Genomic DNA, 16,660 nt, shown 5'->3' with positions numbered 1-16,660 from the left:
ACATCGGCGCGCGATCCCTGGCTACCCGTAGGACTTCCGCACCGAGAAGATCCGAGCGGCGGCCGGATCCGCCTTCACTCCGCGGGCGGCTTGTGACGACCTGCCAGCCGAAGAGTCAACTGCCGGGCGAGCTTCCGGCGCCGCTTGGTCGGGCCGGTGCGCTCGATATCCGCCTCCACGTCGGCCTCGACGTCGTAGCGGCGGATGTAGGCGCCCGCGAAGGCCTGCACCGTCGCGGTGACCGGGATGGCGAGCAGCGCGCCGGTCGCGCCGAGCAGCGCCGCGCCCGCCAGCACCGCACCGAAAGCGACGGCCGCGTGCATGTCCAAGGTGGTCGCGGTGATGCGCGGTTGCAGCACGTAGTTCTCGAACTGCTGGTAGAGCACGATGAAGCCGAGAATCCACAGTGCGGTGCTCGGGCCGTGCACCAGACCGACGATCACCGGCAGCGCACCGGCGAGATAGGTGCCGACCGTGGGAATGAACTGGGAGACCACCCCGACCCACAGCGCCAGGGCGAACGCGGACGGCACGTCCAGTATCCGCAGCATCACGTAGTGCGCCAGGGTCGAGATCAGCGCGAGCAGGCCCCGCGAGAAGATGTAGCCGCCGGTCTTCTCCACCGCGATATCCCAGGCGCGCAACACATGCCGCTGGCGGCGCGGCGGCAGGAGCGAGCAGACGGCGGTGCGGATCCGGGGGCCGTCGGCGGCGAAGTAGTAGGTGAACAGCAGGATGCCCAGACCCTGGAAGAGCGCGCCGAGCGCGGCCGTGCCGATGCCCCAGACGTTGCCCGCCAATCCGGTGAGATAGCCCTCGAGGGTCGAACTCCAGTCGGTCGCGTACTTCTGGATGTCCGTACTGGACAGATCCTGGTGAAAGGTGTGGTTGATCCACTCCACGCCCCGGTCGGCGTAGTCGGGGGCGTGCTTCACCAAGGTGGTGACCTGCTCGACCAGCAGCGCGCCCAGCGTCCAGAGGAAGGCGACGACGAGGGCCGTCAGGCCGAGGAACACCAATCCGGTCGCGGGTCCGCGCCGCATGCCGCGCCGCGCCAGCCAGTTCACCGCGGGCTCGATCGCGAAGGCGAGGAACAGCGAGACCAGCAGAACCGTCAGCAGGCCCTGCAACCGCTCGAGCACCCAGAACGCCGCCAGCAATCCGGTGATCGTCGCCGCGGCCAGCAGGAACGCACGCGGCAACCACGGCGGCATGTCACGGGCGCCGTCGGCGGGTGGCGTCTGGTCCTCGTCCTGCACAGGCACACCGCCAAGGTACCCACGCCGCGGCCGGTTCGCGGCCGGACATCGCGGGCCGCGCCGGTGCGGCGAGCAGGCTCACATGGTCGAGACGTCGATGACGAACCGGTAGCGCACGTCGCTGGCCACCACTCGGTCGTAGGCGCCGTCGATCTCGTCGGCGGCGATCAGCTCGATCTCGGCGCCGATGCCGTGCTCGGCGCAGAAGTTCAGCATCTCCTGGGTCTGCGCGATGCCACCGATCATCGAGCCCGCCAGCGAACGGCGGTATTTGGCGAGGTTGAACGGCTTGACGCTGATCGGGTTCTCGGGAAGACCCAGGATCACCAGCGTGCCGTCCAGGTTCAGCAGACGCAGATAGTCGTCCATCGGCAGGTTCGCCGACACCGTGTTGAGAATGAGGTCGAACCGGCCGCGCAGCTCGCGGAAGGTCTGCTTGTCGCTGGTCGCGTAGTAGGCGCTCGCCCCGAAGAGCTTGCCGTCGTCCTGCTTGCTCAGCGAGTGGCTCAGCACGGTGACCTCGGCGCCCATGGCGGCCGCGAGCTTCACCCCGACATGGCCGAGGCCGCCCATACCGATGATCGCGACCTTCTTGCCCGGTCCGGCCCCCCAGTGCCGCAGCGGCGAGTACAGCGTGACGCCCGCGCACAGCAGCGGCGCCGCGACATCCAGGCCGATCCCCTCGGGGATGGCGACGACGAAGTTCTCGGTCACCACGATCCGCGTCGAGTAACCGCCGAGCGTATGGCCACCGGGCTGCACCGCGGGGTCGACCACGCTGTCGTAGGTCATGGTCGCGCCCGCGGTGCAGTACTGTTCCTCGTCGGCCAGGCACGGCGCGCAGACGCCGCAGGAATCGACCATGCATCCGACGCCGACGCGGTCGCCGACCCGATGCCGGGTGACCGCGGAGCCGACGGCGGCGACCACGCCCGCGATCTCGTGCCCGGGCACGCAGGGGTAGCGGCTGCCACCCCACTCGTCGCGCGCGGTGTGGATGTCGGAGTGGCAGATGCCCGCGAACTTGATGTCGATCAGCACATCGTGCGGACCCAGCTCCCTGCGTTGGATCGTCACCTTCTCGAACGAGCCATCGGGTGCGGGCAGGGCGTAGGCGGCGGCTGTGTGCATGAAGACATGCCTACCGCCGCATGGGTGCGGTTGCCAACTGTGACACGAGAAAGGCACGCTCACGGGCCCTTTTTCAGCGCGGTCCGGCGTTCGATGATCTTCGGCGGCGTTCTCCGGCGACAATGGAATCGGTGAGCGGTTCGGCCGAGGCGGGAGAGCCATGGACGAAGAACGGCAGCAATGGACCGGGGCGCGGCGCACGCCGGGCGGTGGCCGGGTGTTCGTGTCGGTCGTCGCCCTCATGCTCGCGGTCGCGGCTTTTCTCGGCTATCGCGGCGATCTGCCGGACCGTGGGCGCGACCCCGCCGGGACCGCTGCCTCGGTCGCGTTCGCTCCGCCCGCGCCGCTCGACCCAGGAATCGTCACCGCGGCGGTGCGGCCCGCGCTGGTCAACATCAACGCCTCGGCCGAGCGGTCCGGGCCCGGCGCGGCGGGGTCTGGCATCGTCCTGACCGCCGACGGGGAGGTCCTGACCAGCCATCACGTGGTCAAGGGCGCGGACACCGTGACGGTCACCGACGTCGGCAACGGCAAGGTCTACGACGCGGTGGTGCTCGGTTACGACGCCGAAGCCGATATCGCGCTGCTCGACCTGGCCGCCGCCACCGGGCTGCCGACCGCGAATATCGGCAGTTCGGCCGGATTGCGGCTGCGTGAGGAGGTCGTGGCGATCGGCAACGCGGGCGGGACCGGCGGAACGCCGACCGCGGTGCACGGCCCCCTCACCGACTTGGACAGCGCGATTGTCGCGATCAACGCCGCCGATCTGTCACGCAAGGCGCTCAGCGGGATGCTGGAGGTCGCGGCGCCGGTCACCCCGGGGCAGTCCGGCGGAGCCCTGGCCGATCGGAACGCCTCTGTGGTCGGCGTCATCGCCGCGGCCTCGGGCGACGGGGCGCGCCCGGCCGACCATCCGGCGAACGGCTACGCGGTGCCGATCGACGCCGCGATGCGGGTGGTGCAGCAGATCCGCTCGGGCACTCCTACCGAGACCGTGCACATCGGCCCCACGGCCACACTCGGTGTGCTCATCTCGAACGCGCTGCCTTCCGGGACGGGCGCCCGCGTGGATGTGGCGATCTACGGCATGCCCGCCTACGCCGCCGGTCTGGCCGCCGGGGACGTGATCACCTCCATCGACGACCGCACCGTCAGCAGCGCCCAGGCTCTGCGCGCCGCCCTGAATACGCGCAAACCCAACGACACCGTCCGGTTGGGCATCACCGGCGCGGGCGGCGCGCGCACAGTGCCCGTGGCGCTGGTCGCGGGCCCGCCGAACTGATCCGGATCAGACCAGCGACAGCCAGTAGTCCTGGAAGCGCAGGAAGACCAGCAGCAGCACGACGGCGTAGAACAGCGCGACGATCGTCCACCGCCACTCGGCGAGCACGCCGAGCGGACCTCCGGAGCGCCCCCACAGCTGGTCGGTGCTCACCGCGAGCAGCGGCGTGATGATCGCCCAGACCACCATGCAGTACGGGCACAGCGCGTTGATCCGGTACAGGCTCTGGAAGATCAGCCAGCCGATGAAGACGACGCCGAGCAGGGTGCCCAGCCACAGTCCCCCCCAGACCCAGCGCGGGAAACCGACCCCCGCCACCGACAGCACGCCGAGCGTCACGACGACCGAGAACCCGACGACGCCGATCAGCGGATTCGGGAATCCGAAGACCGCGGCCTGATCGGTCACCATCACCGACCCGCAGGACAGAATCGGGTTGATGCTGCACGACGGCGTGTAGCCGGGATCGGTGAACAGCTTGAACCGTTCCACGGTCAGCGCCACCGCGGCCAGCCAACCGGCCAACCCGCCGATCAGCAGGACCCAGGCGGCCCGGGGTCCCGCGGTGATCATCGGCCCGCGGCGGCGTTGATCGCGGGTGCGAGGCCACCGGTGCCGAAGATCTCCTGGCTGGACTCGACCTTCTTGCCGTCGACGAACACCGAGGGAGTCGACTGGATGCCGCTTTCCAGCACTTCCTTGGTGCGGGCTTGGACGTACTTGTCGTACTTGTGGTCGGTGATGCACTGGGCGACCGCGTCGTCGGTGTAGCCGGCGCTCTTGGCGATCTGCACCAACTGGTCGTCGGACAGACCCGCGCCGCCCTCCGGCGGCTGCTGCGCGAACATCGTCTTCAGCCACGTCTGGTACTTCGACGGGTCGGCCTCGGCGACGCAGTAGGCGGCGTTGGCCGCGCGCGAGGAGTACCGCGTGGTGGAGGCCTTGTCCAGGAAGGCGATGATGTTGTACTCGACGACCGCGGTGCCGTTGGTGACCGCGTCCTCGAGCACCTGTCCGTTGGCCGCCTCGAACGCTTTGCAGGCGGGGCACTGCAGGTCGGCGACGACGCGCACGGTGACCTTCGCGTCCGGCTTGCCGATCCGGACGGCGCCGTTGTCGGTGAGCGAGCCGGGCACGGTGCCCGCGTTCGCGGTGCCGGTGGCCGCGATGGACGGGGTGGGACCGGGATCGTCCTTGCGGGCCTTCTTCACCGCGATGCCGATGCCGATCGCCGCGATCAGCGCGACGAGCACGGCGGCGACGGCCACCTGGATCAAGATCTTGCGGTTGCGGTCGGCGCGTTCCGCCGCCAGCAGCGGGTTCGACTTCCCACCCTGGTTTTTGCTCACCGTGCGCTCACCACGCCTTTCGCTCGCCGGACGGTTCCTGCCGCCACGATCGTAGATCCGCCGACCACCTTGCCGGGTGATCGGCCCACTGCGGCCATCATGGTCGGCCTACCTGAGAGATTCCGTAACATTCGTCCCGCTACCGGTGATACCGGCGGAGTCCGACCCGGCGGCGGGTTCGGCGCGGGTGATTCCGGTGAGGATCAGATCGACGGCGTCGCGGGCCAGTCCGGGCGGCAGCTCGCCGCCCAGTTGCGTGACGTGCAGATGGACCAGGCCGCCGAGGGTCAGCACGGTCAACCGGGGGTCCACCGTCGCGGCCACGTCGCCGCGGGCGATGGCCCGCCGGACGATCTCTTCCGAGGCCGATAGCCGCCGCACCCAGAATTCGCGCCGGAAACCCTCCACTTCGGGATCGGCCTCGGTGATCACGCTGCCGCGGATCAAGGCCCGGCCCGTCGGCGTCTGCGCGAAACGGATGAGATCGGCCATGAACCGCTCCAGATCGCCGCGCAACGTCCCGGTGTCCGGCAGTGGGATCTCTTCGGCCACGCGGGTCAGCAGAGCCTCCAGAAGCAGCCGAGGCAGCGTTTTCCACCGTCGATAGATCGAGGTCTCGTGGACGCCCGCGTCCGCGGCGACGTCGGCGATCCGCACGGCGCCGATGCCGCACGACTCGATGCGGGCCAGCGTCGCGTCGAGGACGGCTTTGCGCAGACGCGCGCCGCGGATCTGTCCGGGCGAGTCAGTCATGCGGTGATTATCGCAAGTCTCCTTGCGTTGCACCGGGGGCGGTCTTAGCGTAGAGAGCTATCGCAAGTCGACTTGCGATAGGAAGTGAGAATGGCATGCACCATGTCATGGCGGCCTCCGGGCGCTGGCGAGGCGAGGTCCGCGCCGGAGTCGCGGTGTTCCGCGGAATCCCGTACGCCCGGGCCGAACGGTTCGGCGCGCCGCGACCGGTCGAGCCACCGGAGGAGGTGTTCGACGCGGCGCGCCGGTATGCCGTCGCACCGCAGTTGCCGGGACGACTCGAAGGTGTGATGGGCCGTGCGGAGAGTCTGCCGCAGTCGGAGGACTGCCTGGCGGTCACCGTCACGGCCCCCGCAGGCGCCGAACCCGGGAGCTGTCCGGTGCTGGTCTGGCTGCACGGGGGCGCCTATCTCGCGGGTAGCGGCCAATGGAACCTGTACGACGCGGACCGGCTCGTGCGGGAGACCGGCATGGTGGTCGTAACGGTCAGCTATCGGCTCGGTGTGCTGGGGTACCTCCGCGCACCGGGCATCTCGGCCGGGAATCGCGGTGTGGACGACCAGATCGCGGCGCTGCGCTGGGTGCGCGAGCACATCGCCGAGTTCGGCGGTGATCCGGAGCGGGTCACCCTGGCCGGACAGTCCGCGGGCGCGCAGTCGGTCGTCGCGCTGCTCGGCATCGCGGCAGCCAGAACCCTGTTCGCCCAGGCGATCGTGCAGAGCGCGCCCTTCGGTATCGGGTTCAGGAGTCACCGGCGGGCCGAGCGAGTGGGGGCGATGTTCCTCGCCGAACTCGGCGCCGACCCGCGCTCCGCACCGGTGGCCGACCTGCTCGCCGCGCAGGCACGGACGGCGCGCCGGATAGCGGGCCCCGCCGCGCTCAACCCCGCACCACCCTTCTCGCCGGTGGCCGATGCGGGCGAACTGCCCGGCGAGCGCGCTTGGCGGCAAACGGTGCGGAACACGGCCGCCGAACTGCCGGTGCTGCTCGGCTGCGCGGCCGAGGAGGCCCGGGCGTTCTACGGCGGCCCGCATCCGGTCTTCGGCAGACTACGGCGCCTGCCGGTGACCGGCGCCCGGCTCGACGTGGCGATCCAGCGGCTGATCAGCCGAAAGGCATTCGAGGACGGATTGTTCCGTTTCGCGGACGAATTGGCCGACGCGGGCGCGCGCGTGTACTGCTACCGGGCGGGACGACTCCATCCGGCGAATCCGTACGGCGCCTGCCACTGCATCGAACTACCGCTGCTATTCGCCGACGGCGACACCTGGCAAGCCGCTCCCATGCTCGCGCCGCTCACCGCGGGCGAGATCGACGCGCTCGGCCGCCGAACCCGCAGCCGCTGGGGCGAATTCGTGCACACCGGACGGATCGCCGACACCGGCTGGCCGCCGCACCGGCCGGGCTCGGGCAACGCAGGGCAACTGCCCTGAGCATCCGCTGGCCGCAGCCGGTAGGAATAGTGGGATGACTGTTCTCGGCGCTGTATTCCGCCCGCAAAATCCGCCCGAACTACTGCGCGAGGCCGCCCGAGTGGCCGAGGCCACGGGCTTGGAGGAGCTGTGGCTGTGGGAGGACTGCTTCCTGGAGAGCGGGATCGCCAGCGCGGCGGCCGCACTCGCCTGGACCGAACGGGTGCGCGTCGGGGTCGGGCTGTTACCGGTCCCGCTGCGCAACGTCGCGCTCACCGCGATGGAGGCGGCGACCCTGCACCGGCTGTTCCCGGACCGGTTCCTTCTCGGAGTGGGACACGGCGTGCAGAGCTGGATGGCGCAGGTCGGCGCCCGCGTCGAGTCGCCGGTGACCTTGCTGAGCGAGCATGTGACCGCGCTGCGCGCGCTCCTGGCCGGTGAGCGGGTCACCGTCTCGGGCCGCTACGTGCGGCTCGACGCCGTCGCACTGGACTGGCCGCCCGCGACGCCGCCGAAGGTCTACGCGGGTGCGCGCGGCCCGCGCTCGATCCGGCTGTCGGGCGAGCACGCCGACGGCACGCTGCTGGATTCGATCACCGACGCCGACGGCGTCCGCGCCGCGCGGACGCTGATCGACGAGGGGCGTGCCGCGTCCGGGCGCACCGACGTCCACCGCGTAGTGGCGAACCTGCTGGCGGTCACCGGCCCGGATGCCGAGGCGCGCCTGGCAGCCGAACGCACCCCGGCGCACGCGCCGAAGGCGGGCGTGGCGGGTGACGCGCACGCGATCGCCGAGGCCGTGACCATGCTGGCCGAAGCGGGCGCCGACACCGTCGTCCTCCAGACCACCGCCGACGACCCGGACGCCGCCGCTTTCCTCCGGTTCGTCGCCGAGGAAGTCCGGCCCTTGGTTGCCTGAGGACGACGCCCTAGGCCCGGGCCAGGCGCTTCTTCTGCGCCTCGACGTCGAACGTCGGCCCGGGCCAGTCGAGGTCCAGCCGCTCGAGAGCCGCGATCAGCAGTTCGGTCACCGCGAGCCGGGAGAACCACTTGCGGTCGGCGGGCACGACGTACCAGGGCGCGTACTCGGTGGACGTGCGGTCCAGCATCGCCTGGTACGCCTCCTGATAGGCCGGCCAGTACGCGCGCTCATCGATGTCGGCCGGGTTGAACTTCCAGTATTTGTCCGTCCGTTCCAGCCGCTCGGCGAGCCGCTTCTTCTGTTCGTCGAGCGAGACGAACATGGCCACCTTCACCAGCGTGGTGCCCTCGTCCACCAATTCCCGCTCGAACGCGTTGATCTCGTCGTAGCGCGGCTCCCACACCGTGGGCGGCACCAGGTTGTGCACGCGCACGACGAGCACGTCCTCGTAGTGCGAGCGATCGAACACCCCGAGCTGCCCCGCGCGCGGCAGCGCCTTGCGGATGCGCCACAGATAGTGATGGCGTCTCTCCTCCTGTGTCGGCACGCCGAAGGCGGCGTGGTCGACGCCCTGCGGGTCGACGGAGCCGATGACGTGCCGGACGATGCCACCCTTGCCCGCGGTGTCCATGCCCTGCAGGATCAGCAGCACGTTGCGCCGGTCGCCGCCGGAGCGGCCGTTGGCGTACAGCTTCTCCTGCAGATCCGACAGCACCTGGCTGCGTTCGGCGAGCAGCGCGAGTCCTGCTCTCTTGCCGCCGGAGAACCCCGGTGTCCCGGAGGTGTCCAGTTCCGCCACGCGCAGGCCATCGGCTTTCATGGCTTCGGTAGGGCACATCGTCCACTGTTCGGGCATGGTCTCAACCTACCCACGCGGCGGTTGCGCCTGGTCACACTTGCGCCAGCCGCAGGAATTGGGTGGCGAACTCCTCGTCCGACACGGGGGTGAGGACGAGATCGTGCGCGGTGGTCAGCAGGTAGCGGCCGTCGCCGGTGAAGTCCAGCCAGGTGCGGTGGCGGGTGGGCGGGGACATCGGGTTCTCGGGTTCCACCGTGACGGTGATGAAGCCGCGCCCGTCCACCGGCTTGCGCAGAGTCTGGCGGAATTTCGCCGCCCCGCGATGACCATTGGTGACGAACGGCTCGGTGCGGTCCGGACTCAGCACGGCGTCCTGCGGCTCGCGCATCGGGGCGAGCCTGCCCGGCCGCGCCGACCCGATGATCTGCACCAGGCGTTCGCCCACAGCGCGGGCATGGCACATCTGCACGGTCACCCGGTCGGGCGTGGCGACCAGGATGCCCGCGTGGTTGTGCACCACCGCGGCGAAGGCGAGGATCTGCTCGGCCTCCGGGCCGCTTCCGTTGCGGGCGAGCGCCGCGCGTTCGCCGGAGACGGTGATGGTGGTTGCGTCGTTGCGCGCGCAGAGCATCAGCGCGGCGGCCAGATCGGGGTCGGCCTGGCGGGCGAAGCGCTGCGGCAGACGGAGGGCGTGGTATTCCGACTCGGTCCGCGCCGTGGCCGAGGGGACCATGTTGACCGGGTAGGGCCTGCGGTCCAGGCTCGTTTCGTTCGTCCAGACATGCGTGAATTCGTCCGGGCTGAGCACCCATTTCACCGTGCGCCGCCTCCGCGGACGGAATCCGGATCGCCGGGTGCGCCGTCGGCCGCGGCGCCTTCGTGCGGCTGGGGGAATCGGGGAACGTGATCGCCGGTGGCGGGCATCGTCGGGGTGTAGACGTACGTCATCGTGTCCCGGACATCCGCCTCGATGTCTGCCGCCGCACTATCGTGTTCCATCCTACGTTTTCCACCGTAAACCGCTTCGGCGGCCGGGTCCGCCAGCGGCCGATATCGCTGCGGCGGCGCGATCGCGCCCCGGACCGTTTGCGCGGCATCGCTATTCAACTCCATCAGCCGGGCGACCGCCCGGCACACGTCGTGCACGTCCCCGCCCGCGCGGACGAACTGCCTGGTCGCCCCCACCGCGGCATCCGCGGCGCGGCCGGACCAGCGCGCAAACTCTCGGTTGGCGGCATCGGAGAACACTTGGAACGCTTCGGCCACCGCGGCGGCGTTCGCCTGCCATGCCGTGGCGACCCGGCCCAGCGCCGCCGGGTCGAGCGTTTCGTGCACCAGATCCCAGATCTGCTGATGGGTGTAGGCGCCGAACAGCTCCCGGTCCGGCGCGTAGGCGGGATCTGCTGTCCCGCTGGAGAATCCGGCCAGCTCCCGCCGGATGCCGTCGGCGGCGGCGCGTGCCGCGGAGTCTCCCATCCGTCGTCCCCTCAGTCGGTTCCGGCGCGCGGCCGCGTGCTCAACGGGGCTCCAGGTAGTCGGCGATCAGCCGCAGCGCTGCCTGGTTCGCCGCCTCGGCGTCGGCGAGCCGGTTGGCCGCGGCGAGATAGGCGGCCTTGAACAGCAGCGCCGTTTCCTGGAACGCGGCCAGGGTGTCCAGGTACTGGCGTCCCTTCGCGGCGAATCCGCGGGTGAGGCCGTGGCCGGTGGGCAGGTCGGGAAACCCGGTCACGTCGGTGATCAGGTGTTCGCCCGCCATCGCGCGGCGTAGATCGTCGACCAGTCGATCGCATGCGGCGGCGAGGTTCTCCGCGACGGCGGTGTCCAGCTCGAACCGCTCGCCCCCGCCCACGCCGATGGCCGCCGCGTACAGCTCTCGCGCCGTCCTCTGTCCGGTATCGGGTACCGCCACGTGGAAGCCCCCTTCCGCTCGGTCCTGTTCGTACCGCGCTGTATCGGACTCGCACTTTACCGGGCGGTACAGCGCGGCGGACCGCGTCGGGTCCGGGCTTGTGCTCGTCCCTCGGCGGCCGCCTCCGTCGTTGTTACACTGACCAGCGGTCCGAGGGGCGGTGTCCGCAGGGGAAGGCGACCGGTGACCGGAATCGAGGGCGTGGTCCCGAAATACCTGCGGATCGCGGGGCATCTGCGGGAGCTGATCGAGCGTGGTGAGCTGGCCGTTGGCGCCGAGGTGCCGTCCGAGCGAGAACTCGCCGCGCAGTGGAGGGTGGCGCGGCCCACCGCCGCCAAGGCGCTGAACATCCTTCGGCAGCAGGGAATCGTCAGGTCCCGCCGGGGGTCGGGCACCTATGTCGCCGAACAGCCCGCCCTGCTGCGGGAGAGCGCGCCCCGATACCAGTCGTCTTCGCCCGTTGGCCGGTCGGTGACCGTACTGCGAGCGGAGGTGGTGGAAGGCCCGCGGGAGGTCACCGACGCGCTCGGCCTTCCCGCCTCGAGCGCGGTGATCGTCCGAAAGCTGCTCAGTGAGGACGATTCCGGAGCGGCGCGACTGGTCACCTGCTGGTATCCCGGCGAATTCGTTTCGGCCGCTGCGCTGTTACTCGGGTCCGAGCCGCTGCACGGGGAAGCCTCGCGGTACCTGGAAGCCGCGCTCGGGCGCGTAGCCGCGGTCGTGCGCGAGAGCGTCGGCGCCCGGCTGGCCGGGGAGGACGAATGCCGCCATCTCGCGCTCGCCCACCCGGCGGCGGTGCTGGTCGTGCACCGCATCGGCCGCGACGTCGACGGTGTCGCGCTGGAGTACCGCGAAAGCGTTCACCCGCCCGGCGTTTCCATCTTGCACCGAGAGTATTTCGCCAGCTCAGCGACCGATTTCCGCCGTTGACACCCATTTGCCGCAACTGGCATAGTCCAGTTGTCGCAAGTGTCGAAGGGTGGGAGGGGCGATGTCCGATCGATTGACCGTCGGCGGCTGGGTGATCGTGGGGGAGCAGTGCTCCGTCCGGCTGGCCCCGGTCCCTCGCGGTGACTACCTCGCATTCGTCTTCGAAAGCAGCGGAACCGAATTCGAATTGGCCCTCGCTCCCGCCATCCTGCACCGCATGGTCGATCTCGGCTCGCGTCCACGGCCGTCCTGACGTGCTCGGCGGCCGCGCAGGCAACCCCGTCCCCGCCCTGATCGTCGCCGACGAGGGTGACGAAATGACGGGGTCGAGCACCGCCGGTTACGGCCGGGAAGGCCGAGGCTAGGCGGGTTTCGTCGCGCTGACGTACTGGAGCAGGCGATGGACCCGCTGGTCGATCTCCACCAACCCCTGCTCGGCGAAGAGGGTGGGAAAAGTCCGGGTGCCGAACACCCGCAGGCCGCTCAAACCGCCGACCACACGGCTCACTTCGCCGATCGGGTTGGCGGCTCGGTGACTGGTGGTGATCGCGATGCGGCCACCGGGAGCGAGGACGCGGATCATCTCGCGGGCGGCGACGAGCGGATCGGGAATGAGGTACAGCGCGCCGAAACAACAAACGGCGTCGAAGGTTCCGTCCGCGAACGGGAGAACGCGCGCGTCACCACGCAGATATCCGACGCGCGGTCCGGCGTTGTCCGCGACGGCGCGCGCCAGCATCGGCTCGGAGTAGTCCAAGCCGATCGCGTAACCGTCGCCGGACAGCGCTTCGCTCAGATATCTGGTGAAATTACCCGGCCCGCAAGCGATGTCGAGCACCTTCTGCGCGCCGCCGAGCCGCAGGGTCGAGACCGCGTCGCGCCGGTCGGACGCGGTCGTCCGCCCGCTGGCGAGATAGAACAGCGTCGGCCGCCAGGCTCGCTCGTACACCGCCGCGAGCGCGGGGGCGTTCATCGTCTTTCGTGCGAGGTTCACCGGAGTCAGGCGCGGTCGACGGTGATGGTCATGCCCGCCGCGCGCAACCGATCGGTCAGCGCGTCGCCCATCGCGGCTGCCGGGGTGAGGATGCCAGCGAGCTCGGGTTGCTTGTCGGTGTCGAACGCCAGGCACAGGCCGCTCTCACCGAGCAGCACCGCGGTGGCCTGGTAACCCGGGTCGCCGCTGCCGGAGAAGGTGGCCACGTACTTCGCGCCGGAGGTGGTGTGCGCGAACGTCTTCATGGAGAACCAGCCGCTCTTGCGGGCCTCTTCACTCGGCCCGGTACCCGGCTTGGGCAGCACACGGTCCAGCAGCTTGCGGCCCGCGGCCGCCCGCGACAGCAGCGCGCCGGCGGTCATGCCCGCCACGATGCCGCCCGCCATGCCCGCCGCCACCAGCGGCGCCACCCGCGACTTGCCCGCGCTCATCACTTCGCGGTAGCGGAAGTTCTTGCCGTAGACCCAGCCGAGCAGCCCGTTGGTGCGGCGCACGATCTTGGTGTTGTGCGCGGCCATCACGAACGTGCTCACCCACCCGTCCAGACTCGGGTCGATGGCACTCGCCCGCGACAGCGCCTGATCGGACTGGCGGCCCACGTCGGGATCCATCGTCTTGTCCGGGCTCAGCGAGTACGGGTGCGCCATCACCTTGCCCTTGGCCGGGTCGGCGGCGATCGCCTCCATCATGGCGCGGCCGGAATCGATGGTGCCGCCGCTGACGCCGCCCTTGAGCGATGCCACCAGCGTGGTGTCGACGAGTTCGCCGGTGTTGTCCTCGACCGTGCGGCGGTAGAGCCGGTACACGCTCAGATCGGACGGAATCGAGTCGTAGCCGCAGGAATTCACGATCTTCGCACCCGTGGCGACGGCTTGTTCGTGATAGGCGTCGATGGCGTCGCGGATGAACAGCGGCTCACCGGTGAGGTCGGCGTAGTGGGTGCCTGCCTTGGCGCACGCCGCCACCAGCGGCATCCCGTAGCGCAGGTACGGGCCGACGGTGGTGACCACGACCTTGGTGCGCGCCGCCAGCGCGTCCAGCGCGGCCTGGTCGGTCGAGTCGGCCACCACCAGGCCCCAGCCCGCGGCGGTCGGGCCGAGATCGTCACGCACCGACGTCAGCTTGTCCAGCGACCGTCCCGCCAGCGCGATCCGGGCGGATTCCGGAGCGGCCGCGAGGAGGTACTGCGCGGTCAGCTTGCCGACGAAACCGGTCGCGCCGAAGAGGACTAGGTCGTATTCCCGCGTGTCTGCCATGGTCTTCCGTTCTGGGAGTCGTGTCGCCGCTCGGCGGCTACTTCGTGGTCTTCTTGCGCGGCCGTTGCGGCGCGGCGTGGGGACGGTCGGCGAGCCAATTGTGATGAGCGCGGCCGAGCTCGGTGACCGGCGGTTCGTCGTAGAGCCATTCCCGGGCGATGCGATGCCAGTTCGCGGTGCAACCGAGCTGACCGAGCATGCCGAAGGTCAGGAAGTCGGCGCGGCGCGAGAAAAGGTGTTCCGGCGGCAGATTCTGCTGCTTCATGCCGGTGAACTCGCTGGCCCTCGGGTCGACCGCGAGCAGGAAGGCGCCGCTGGCCAGTTCGGGGGTGATGGTCAGTTCCTCATCGATCAGACACCATTCCGAGGCGGCCAGCACGTATTCGAGGCACTCCTCGGCGCCGATCTCCTGCGGTGAATCGATGACGCCACGCTGGATCATCAGCTCGCGCAGGTCTTCGGCGCGATCCTCCGCCGCGGCGCGCAGACAGATCAGTTCGAATTGCACGTGCTCGGCGTCCATCCGGTTGAACAACCCGAAATCCAGGAAGCCGACCCGGCCGTCCGTGGCCAGCAGCACGTTGCCGGGGTGCGGGTCGCCGCAGAACTCGTTGAAGGTGAACAACGACCCCATGTAGAACCGGTAGATGATCTCGCCGATCCGGTCGCGCTCCGCCTGCGGCAGCTGCCGGATCGCGTCGAAGCCCTTGCCCTCCACATACTCGGTGACCAGCACCCGCGTGGTGGAGAACTCCGGCAGCGAGCGCGGCACGATGACGAACGGGTGCTCGGCGTACAGCTCGGCGATCTGCAGCTGGGTGGCCGCCTCGGCCCGGTAGTCGAGTTCGGCTTCCATATTCAGTCGCAGCTCGTCCAGCACCGCGGGCGTCACCCACGGCATCGCGGACTGCAGCACGCGGCGGAACATCGCGAGATTCTTCAGATCCGCGCGTACCGCGGCGTCGATGCCCGGGTACTGCACCTTCACCGCGACCTGGCGGCCGTCGTGCAGCCGCGCCCGGTATACCTGGCCGATCGAGGCGGCGGCGACCGGCTCGGCGTCGAACTCCGCGAAAACCGTGTCGATCGGCTTGCCGAAATCGTCCTCGATCACCTGCCGCATGGCGGCGAAGGAGACCGTCGGGGCCGCGTTGCGCAGCACGGCCAGGCGTTTCTGGAACCGTTCCCGGTGGTCCTCCGGCACCAGATCCAGGTCGAGCACCGACATCATCTGGCCGAGCTTCATGGCCACGCCCTTCATGGTGCCCAGCACCGTGACCACTTGTTCGGTGGTGCGGATCATGGACTCCTCGGCCATCTTCGCCCGGACGGCCTCGGATCTGCCCCGCATGGTCAATCGGGTGCGCTGGGTGCGAAGTACCGAGCCGGCTGCCACCGCGCCCAGTTTCGTGCCACGAGCAAGCCGAGAGGTCGGTACTTGCTTCGCCATCGAGGTACCTCCGTTGGTGCCGCGGTCGTAGCGACGGACACGCAGGCGGCGACGCGTGGCACCGGGGTGTCCCGCGTGGACCGCCGTCGAGTACGGCGCAGGCGGTGACGCAGCGCACTCGGCGCACCGCTCGGGTTCAGACTAGCCAAGGTTTCGACAAAGTCGAGAGTGCCAGTGAACTTTTGCAAGCGGTCCAGCTAGCGGCAGGCCCCATGGGCCGATTCAGTCTTGCCCGGGCGCCTCGGGAGCGGGCAGCACGTGCTGCTGCGCGTTGAACGTCGCGGGCGAACCGCCGGAGCGGGCCATGCCCTCGATCGCGCTCCAGGCGAGCATGGTGAGGTAGTCGATCACGGCCTCGCGCGACAGCGACTTGTTGGTGGTCCACCAGTGCGTCGCCAGCTGGATGCCGCCGACCAGCACGTACGACGCCAGCGCCGCGCCCTCGGTCGCCACGCCCCGATCCTTGGCGCGCTCGGTGATGACCGCGCACACCACCTCGGCGAAGAGCTTCTCGAACTCCGCGAGCGAGGACTGGTCGGCCGAGCCGTTGCCCATGATGAACCGGTAGACCTCGGGATCCTCGTCGACCGTCCCGACGTACTCGGCCAGCGCGGAGCGGACCAGCTGGTACTCGTCGGCATCCAGGCTGATCGCGCCGTACACCCGCGGCATCAGCGTGGTCTCGATGAACCGCTGCATGGTCGCGTGGACCAAGTCGTTCTTGTCGGAGAAGTAACGGTAGAGCACGGTCTTGGAGACGCCGATCTCAGCGGCGATCTCGTCCATGCCCGCGTTGGAGCCGCGAGCGCGTACGGCGGCCAGCGTGCCGTCGACGAGTTCCTCGCGGCGGTCGATCTTGTGTTGCCGCCACCGGCGCTTGCGGCCGTCCATCCGGCCGCCGCGTACCGCCGACGGTCGCTCGCCGACATCGACAAGGTCTTCGGTGGACAGCGTGGGCTCCCTCGTTCGTATGTGCTCCGGTGGCTACCAGCTTAGGTCCCCGATACCCGTGATATGCGCTTTTGGGCGCGGATGCGGTAGGAACCACAGTGTCGGGCGCGCCTGGCGTGTCCTCGCCCGCTCGCCCGCTCGCCCATTTCGCCACGCACAGCAGAATGGGAGGCATGGAGAAAGCTCCCGGCAACACCGCGGTGGCGGACGGCCCCGCCGCGCCTGCCGCCGCGCCCGTCGGCTTGGCCGCCGTGCTCGACGAG

Annotated in this window: 18 protein-coding genes; 5 read left to right on the top strand and 13 right to left on the bottom strand. The window is 69.8% G+C overall.

The window, feature by feature from the left end; translation table 11 throughout:
• Positions 1 to 74 precede the first annotated feature (74 nt).
• On the bottom strand, positions 75 to 1,265 hold the full coding sequence (locus tag NNI01S_RS03550) for an AI-2E family transporter (RefSeq protein WP_063017426.1): 1,191 nt from the start codon (positions 1,263 to 1,265) through the stop codon (positions 75 to 77).
• 72 nt (positions 1,266 to 1,337) lie between these two features.
• A complete protein-coding gene (locus NNI01S_RS03545; RefSeq protein ID WP_063017424.1) occupies positions 1,338 to 2,390 on the bottom strand; it encodes an NAD(P)-dependent alcohol dehydrogenase in 1,053 nt (350 codons plus the stop codon).
• 160 nt (positions 2,391 to 2,550) lie between these two features.
• Between NNI01S_RS03545 and NNI01S_RS03540 the strand changes: the two genes are divergently transcribed.
• Positions 2,551 to 3,672, top strand: coding sequence for a S1C family serine protease (locus tag NNI01S_RS03540; protein WP_063017422.1), 1,122 nt, complete (start codon positions 2,551 to 2,553; stop codon positions 3,670 to 3,672).
• Positions 3,673 to 3,678: 6 nt separating this feature from the next.
• Here NNI01S_RS03540 and NNI01S_RS03535 read toward each other — a convergent pair whose 3' ends face one another.
• The 3 genes from NNI01S_RS03535 to NNI01S_RS03525 form a co-directional block, all read right to left on the bottom strand.
• A complete protein-coding gene (locus tag NNI01S_RS03535) occupies positions 3,679 to 4,245 on the bottom strand; it encodes a vitamin K epoxide reductase family protein (RefSeq protein WP_063017420.1) in 567 nt (188 codons plus the stop codon).
• Positions 4,242 to 5,021 carry a DsbA family protein gene (locus NNI01S_RS03530; RefSeq protein ID WP_063017418.1) on the bottom strand — a complete coding sequence of 260 codons (780 nt, stop codon included), beginning with the start codon at positions 5,019 to 5,021 and terminating at the stop codon, positions 4,242 to 4,244. Before NNI01S_RS03530 ends, NNI01S_RS03535 begins: the two co-directional genes overlap by 4 nt.
• 108 nt (positions 5,022 to 5,129) lie before the next feature.
• On the bottom strand, positions 5,130 to 5,774 hold the full coding sequence (locus tag NNI01S_RS03525; protein ID WP_084488426.1) for a TetR-like C-terminal domain-containing protein: 645 nt from the start codon (positions 5,772 to 5,774) through the stop codon (positions 5,130 to 5,132).
• Between the two features lie 95 nt (positions 5,775 to 5,869).
• Here NNI01S_RS03525 and NNI01S_RS03520 point away from each other — a divergent pair, with 95 nt between their 5' ends.
• Positions 5,870 to 7,207, top strand: coding sequence for a carboxylesterase family protein (locus tag NNI01S_RS03520; protein WP_063017416.1), 1,338 nt, complete (start codon positions 5,870 to 5,872; stop codon positions 7,205 to 7,207).
• A 34-nt stretch (positions 7,208 to 7,241) separates the two neighbouring features.
• On the top strand, positions 7,242 to 8,105 hold the full coding sequence (locus NNI01S_RS03515) for an LLM class flavin-dependent oxidoreductase (RefSeq protein ID WP_063017414.1): 864 nt from the start codon (positions 7,242 to 7,244) through the stop codon (positions 8,103 to 8,105).
• A 10-nt stretch (positions 8,106 to 8,115) separates the two neighbouring features.
• Here the strand turns inward: NNI01S_RS03515 and NNI01S_RS03510 are convergent, their stop codons facing one another.
• Genes NNI01S_RS03510 through NNI01S_RS03495 form a run of 4 tightly spaced genes read right to left on the bottom strand, consistent with a single transcriptional unit; the run spans position 8,116 to position 10,816 of the window.
• Positions 8,116 to 8,964 carry a polyphosphate kinase 2 family protein gene (locus NNI01S_RS03510; protein WP_063017412.1) on the bottom strand — a complete coding sequence of 283 codons (849 nt, stop codon included), beginning with the start codon at positions 8,962 to 8,964 and terminating at the stop codon, positions 8,116 to 8,118.
• A 34-nt stretch (positions 8,965 to 8,998) separates the two neighbouring features.
• Positions 8,999 to 9,724 (bottom strand): ESX secretion-associated protein EspG, encoded by a 726-nt coding sequence (locus tag NNI01S_RS03505; RefSeq protein WP_063017410.1) that lies wholly within the window; start codon positions 9,722 to 9,724, stop codon positions 8,999 to 9,001.
• A complete protein-coding gene (locus NNI01S_RS03500) occupies positions 9,721 to 10,383 on the bottom strand; it encodes a hypothetical protein (RefSeq protein WP_063017408.1) in 663 nt (220 codons plus the stop codon). Before NNI01S_RS03500 ends, NNI01S_RS03505 begins: the two co-directional genes overlap by 4 nt.
• A 40-nt stretch (positions 10,384 to 10,423) precedes the next feature.
• Positions 10,424 to 10,816, bottom strand: a complete 393-nt coding sequence (locus NNI01S_RS03495; protein WP_063017405.1) for a hypothetical protein — start codon at positions 10,814 to 10,816, stop codon at positions 10,424 to 10,426.
• Between the two features lie 183 nt (positions 10,817 to 10,999).
• Between NNI01S_RS03495 and NNI01S_RS03490 the strand changes: the two genes are divergently transcribed.
• Positions 11,000 to 11,746, top strand: coding sequence for a GntR family transcriptional regulator (locus tag NNI01S_RS03490; RefSeq protein WP_063017403.1), 747 nt, complete (start codon positions 11,000 to 11,002; stop codon positions 11,744 to 11,746).
• 61 nt (positions 11,747 to 11,807) lie between these two features.
• Positions 11,808 to 11,999 carry a hypothetical protein gene (locus NNI01S_RS03485; protein ID WP_063017401.1) on the top strand — a complete coding sequence of 64 codons (192 nt, stop codon included), beginning with the start codon at positions 11,808 to 11,810 and terminating at the stop codon, positions 11,997 to 11,999.
• Positions 12,000 to 12,107: 108 nt separating this feature from the next.
• Here NNI01S_RS03485 and NNI01S_RS03480 read toward each other — a convergent pair whose 3' ends face one another.
• From NNI01S_RS03480 to NNI01S_RS03465, 4 genes are all read right to left on the bottom strand, one after another.
• The gene (locus tag NNI01S_RS03480; RefSeq protein WP_063017399.1) at positions 12,108 to 12,740 is read right to left on the bottom strand and encodes a class I SAM-dependent methyltransferase; all 633 of its coding nucleotides are present in this window, start codon (positions 12,738 to 12,740) and stop codon (positions 12,108 to 12,110) included.
• Between the two features lie 5 nt (positions 12,741 to 12,745).
• Positions 12,746 to 13,996, bottom strand: a complete 1,251-nt coding sequence (locus NNI01S_RS03475; protein ID WP_063017397.1) for a saccharopine dehydrogenase family protein — start codon at positions 13,994 to 13,996, stop codon at positions 12,746 to 12,748.
• A 37-nt stretch (positions 13,997 to 14,033) separates the two neighbouring features.
• Positions 14,034 to 15,446, bottom strand: a complete 1,413-nt coding sequence (locus tag NNI01S_RS03470; protein WP_063017395.1) for an ABC1 kinase family protein — start codon at positions 15,444 to 15,446, stop codon at positions 14,034 to 14,036.
• Between the two features lie 222 nt (positions 15,447 to 15,668).
• Complete coding sequence (locus NNI01S_RS03465) at positions 15,669 to 16,337, bottom strand: TetR/AcrR family transcriptional regulator (protein ID WP_084488422.1); 669 nt, start codon at positions 16,335 to 16,337, stop codon at positions 15,669 to 15,671.
• Positions 16,338 to 16,660: the final 323 nt, after the last annotated feature.

This window comes from Nocardia niwae NBRC 108934 = DSM 45340 (genome assembly GCF_001613465.1).
Classification (GTDB): Bacteria; Actinomycetota; Actinomycetes; order Mycobacteriales; family Mycobacteriaceae; genus Nocardia; species Nocardia niwae.
Note: the sequence above shows the minus strand (reverse complement) of the source record. Positions and strands in the feature narration are given on the sequence as shown.

Excerpts from the sequence above, each read along its gene's own strand:
- NNI01S_RS03545 (WP_063017424.1), bottom strand. The coding sequence starts at position 2,390 with ATGCACACAGCCGCCGCCTACGCCCTGCCCGCACCCGATGGCTCGTTC.
- NNI01S_RS03540 (WP_063017422.1), top strand. The coding sequence starts at position 2,551 with ATGGACGAAGAACGGCAGCAATGGACCGGGGCGCGGCGCACGCCGGGC.
- NNI01S_RS03535 (WP_063017420.1), bottom strand. The coding sequence starts at position 4,245 with ATGATCACCGCGGGACCCCGGGCCGCCTGGGTCCTGCTGATCGGCGGG.
- NNI01S_RS03525 (WP_084488426.1), bottom strand. The coding sequence starts at position 5,774 with ATGACTGACTCGCCCGGACAGATCCGCGGCGCGCGTCTGCGCAAAGCC.
- NNI01S_RS03520 (WP_063017416.1), top strand. The coding sequence starts at position 5,870 with ATGCACCATGTCATGGCGGCCTCCGGGCGCTGGCGAGGCGAGGTCCGC.
- NNI01S_RS03515 (WP_063017414.1), top strand. The coding sequence starts at position 7,242 with ATGACTGTTCTCGGCGCTGTATTCCGCCCGCAAAATCCGCCCGAACTA.
- NNI01S_RS03510 (WP_063017412.1), bottom strand. The coding sequence starts at position 8,964 with ATGCCCGAACAGTGGACGATGTGCCCTACCGAAGCCATGAAAGCCGAT.
- NNI01S_RS03500 (WP_063017408.1), bottom strand. The coding sequence starts at position 10,383 with ATGGGAGACTCCGCGGCACGCGCCGCCGCCGACGGCATCCGGCGGGAG.
- NNI01S_RS03485 (WP_063017401.1), top strand. The coding sequence starts at position 11,808 with ATGTCCGATCGATTGACCGTCGGCGGCTGGGTGATCGTGGGGGAGCAG.
- NNI01S_RS03475 (WP_063017397.1), bottom strand. The coding sequence starts at position 13,996 with ATGGCAGACACGCGGGAATACGACCTAGTCCTCTTCGGCGCGACCGGT.
- NNI01S_RS03470 (WP_063017395.1), bottom strand. The coding sequence starts at position 15,446 with ATGGCGAAGCAAGTACCGACCTCTCGGCTTGCTCGTGGCACGAAACTG.
- NNI01S_RS03465 (WP_084488422.1), bottom strand. The coding sequence starts at position 16,337 with ATGGACGGCCGCAAGCGCCGGTGGCGGCAACACAAGATCGACCGCCGC.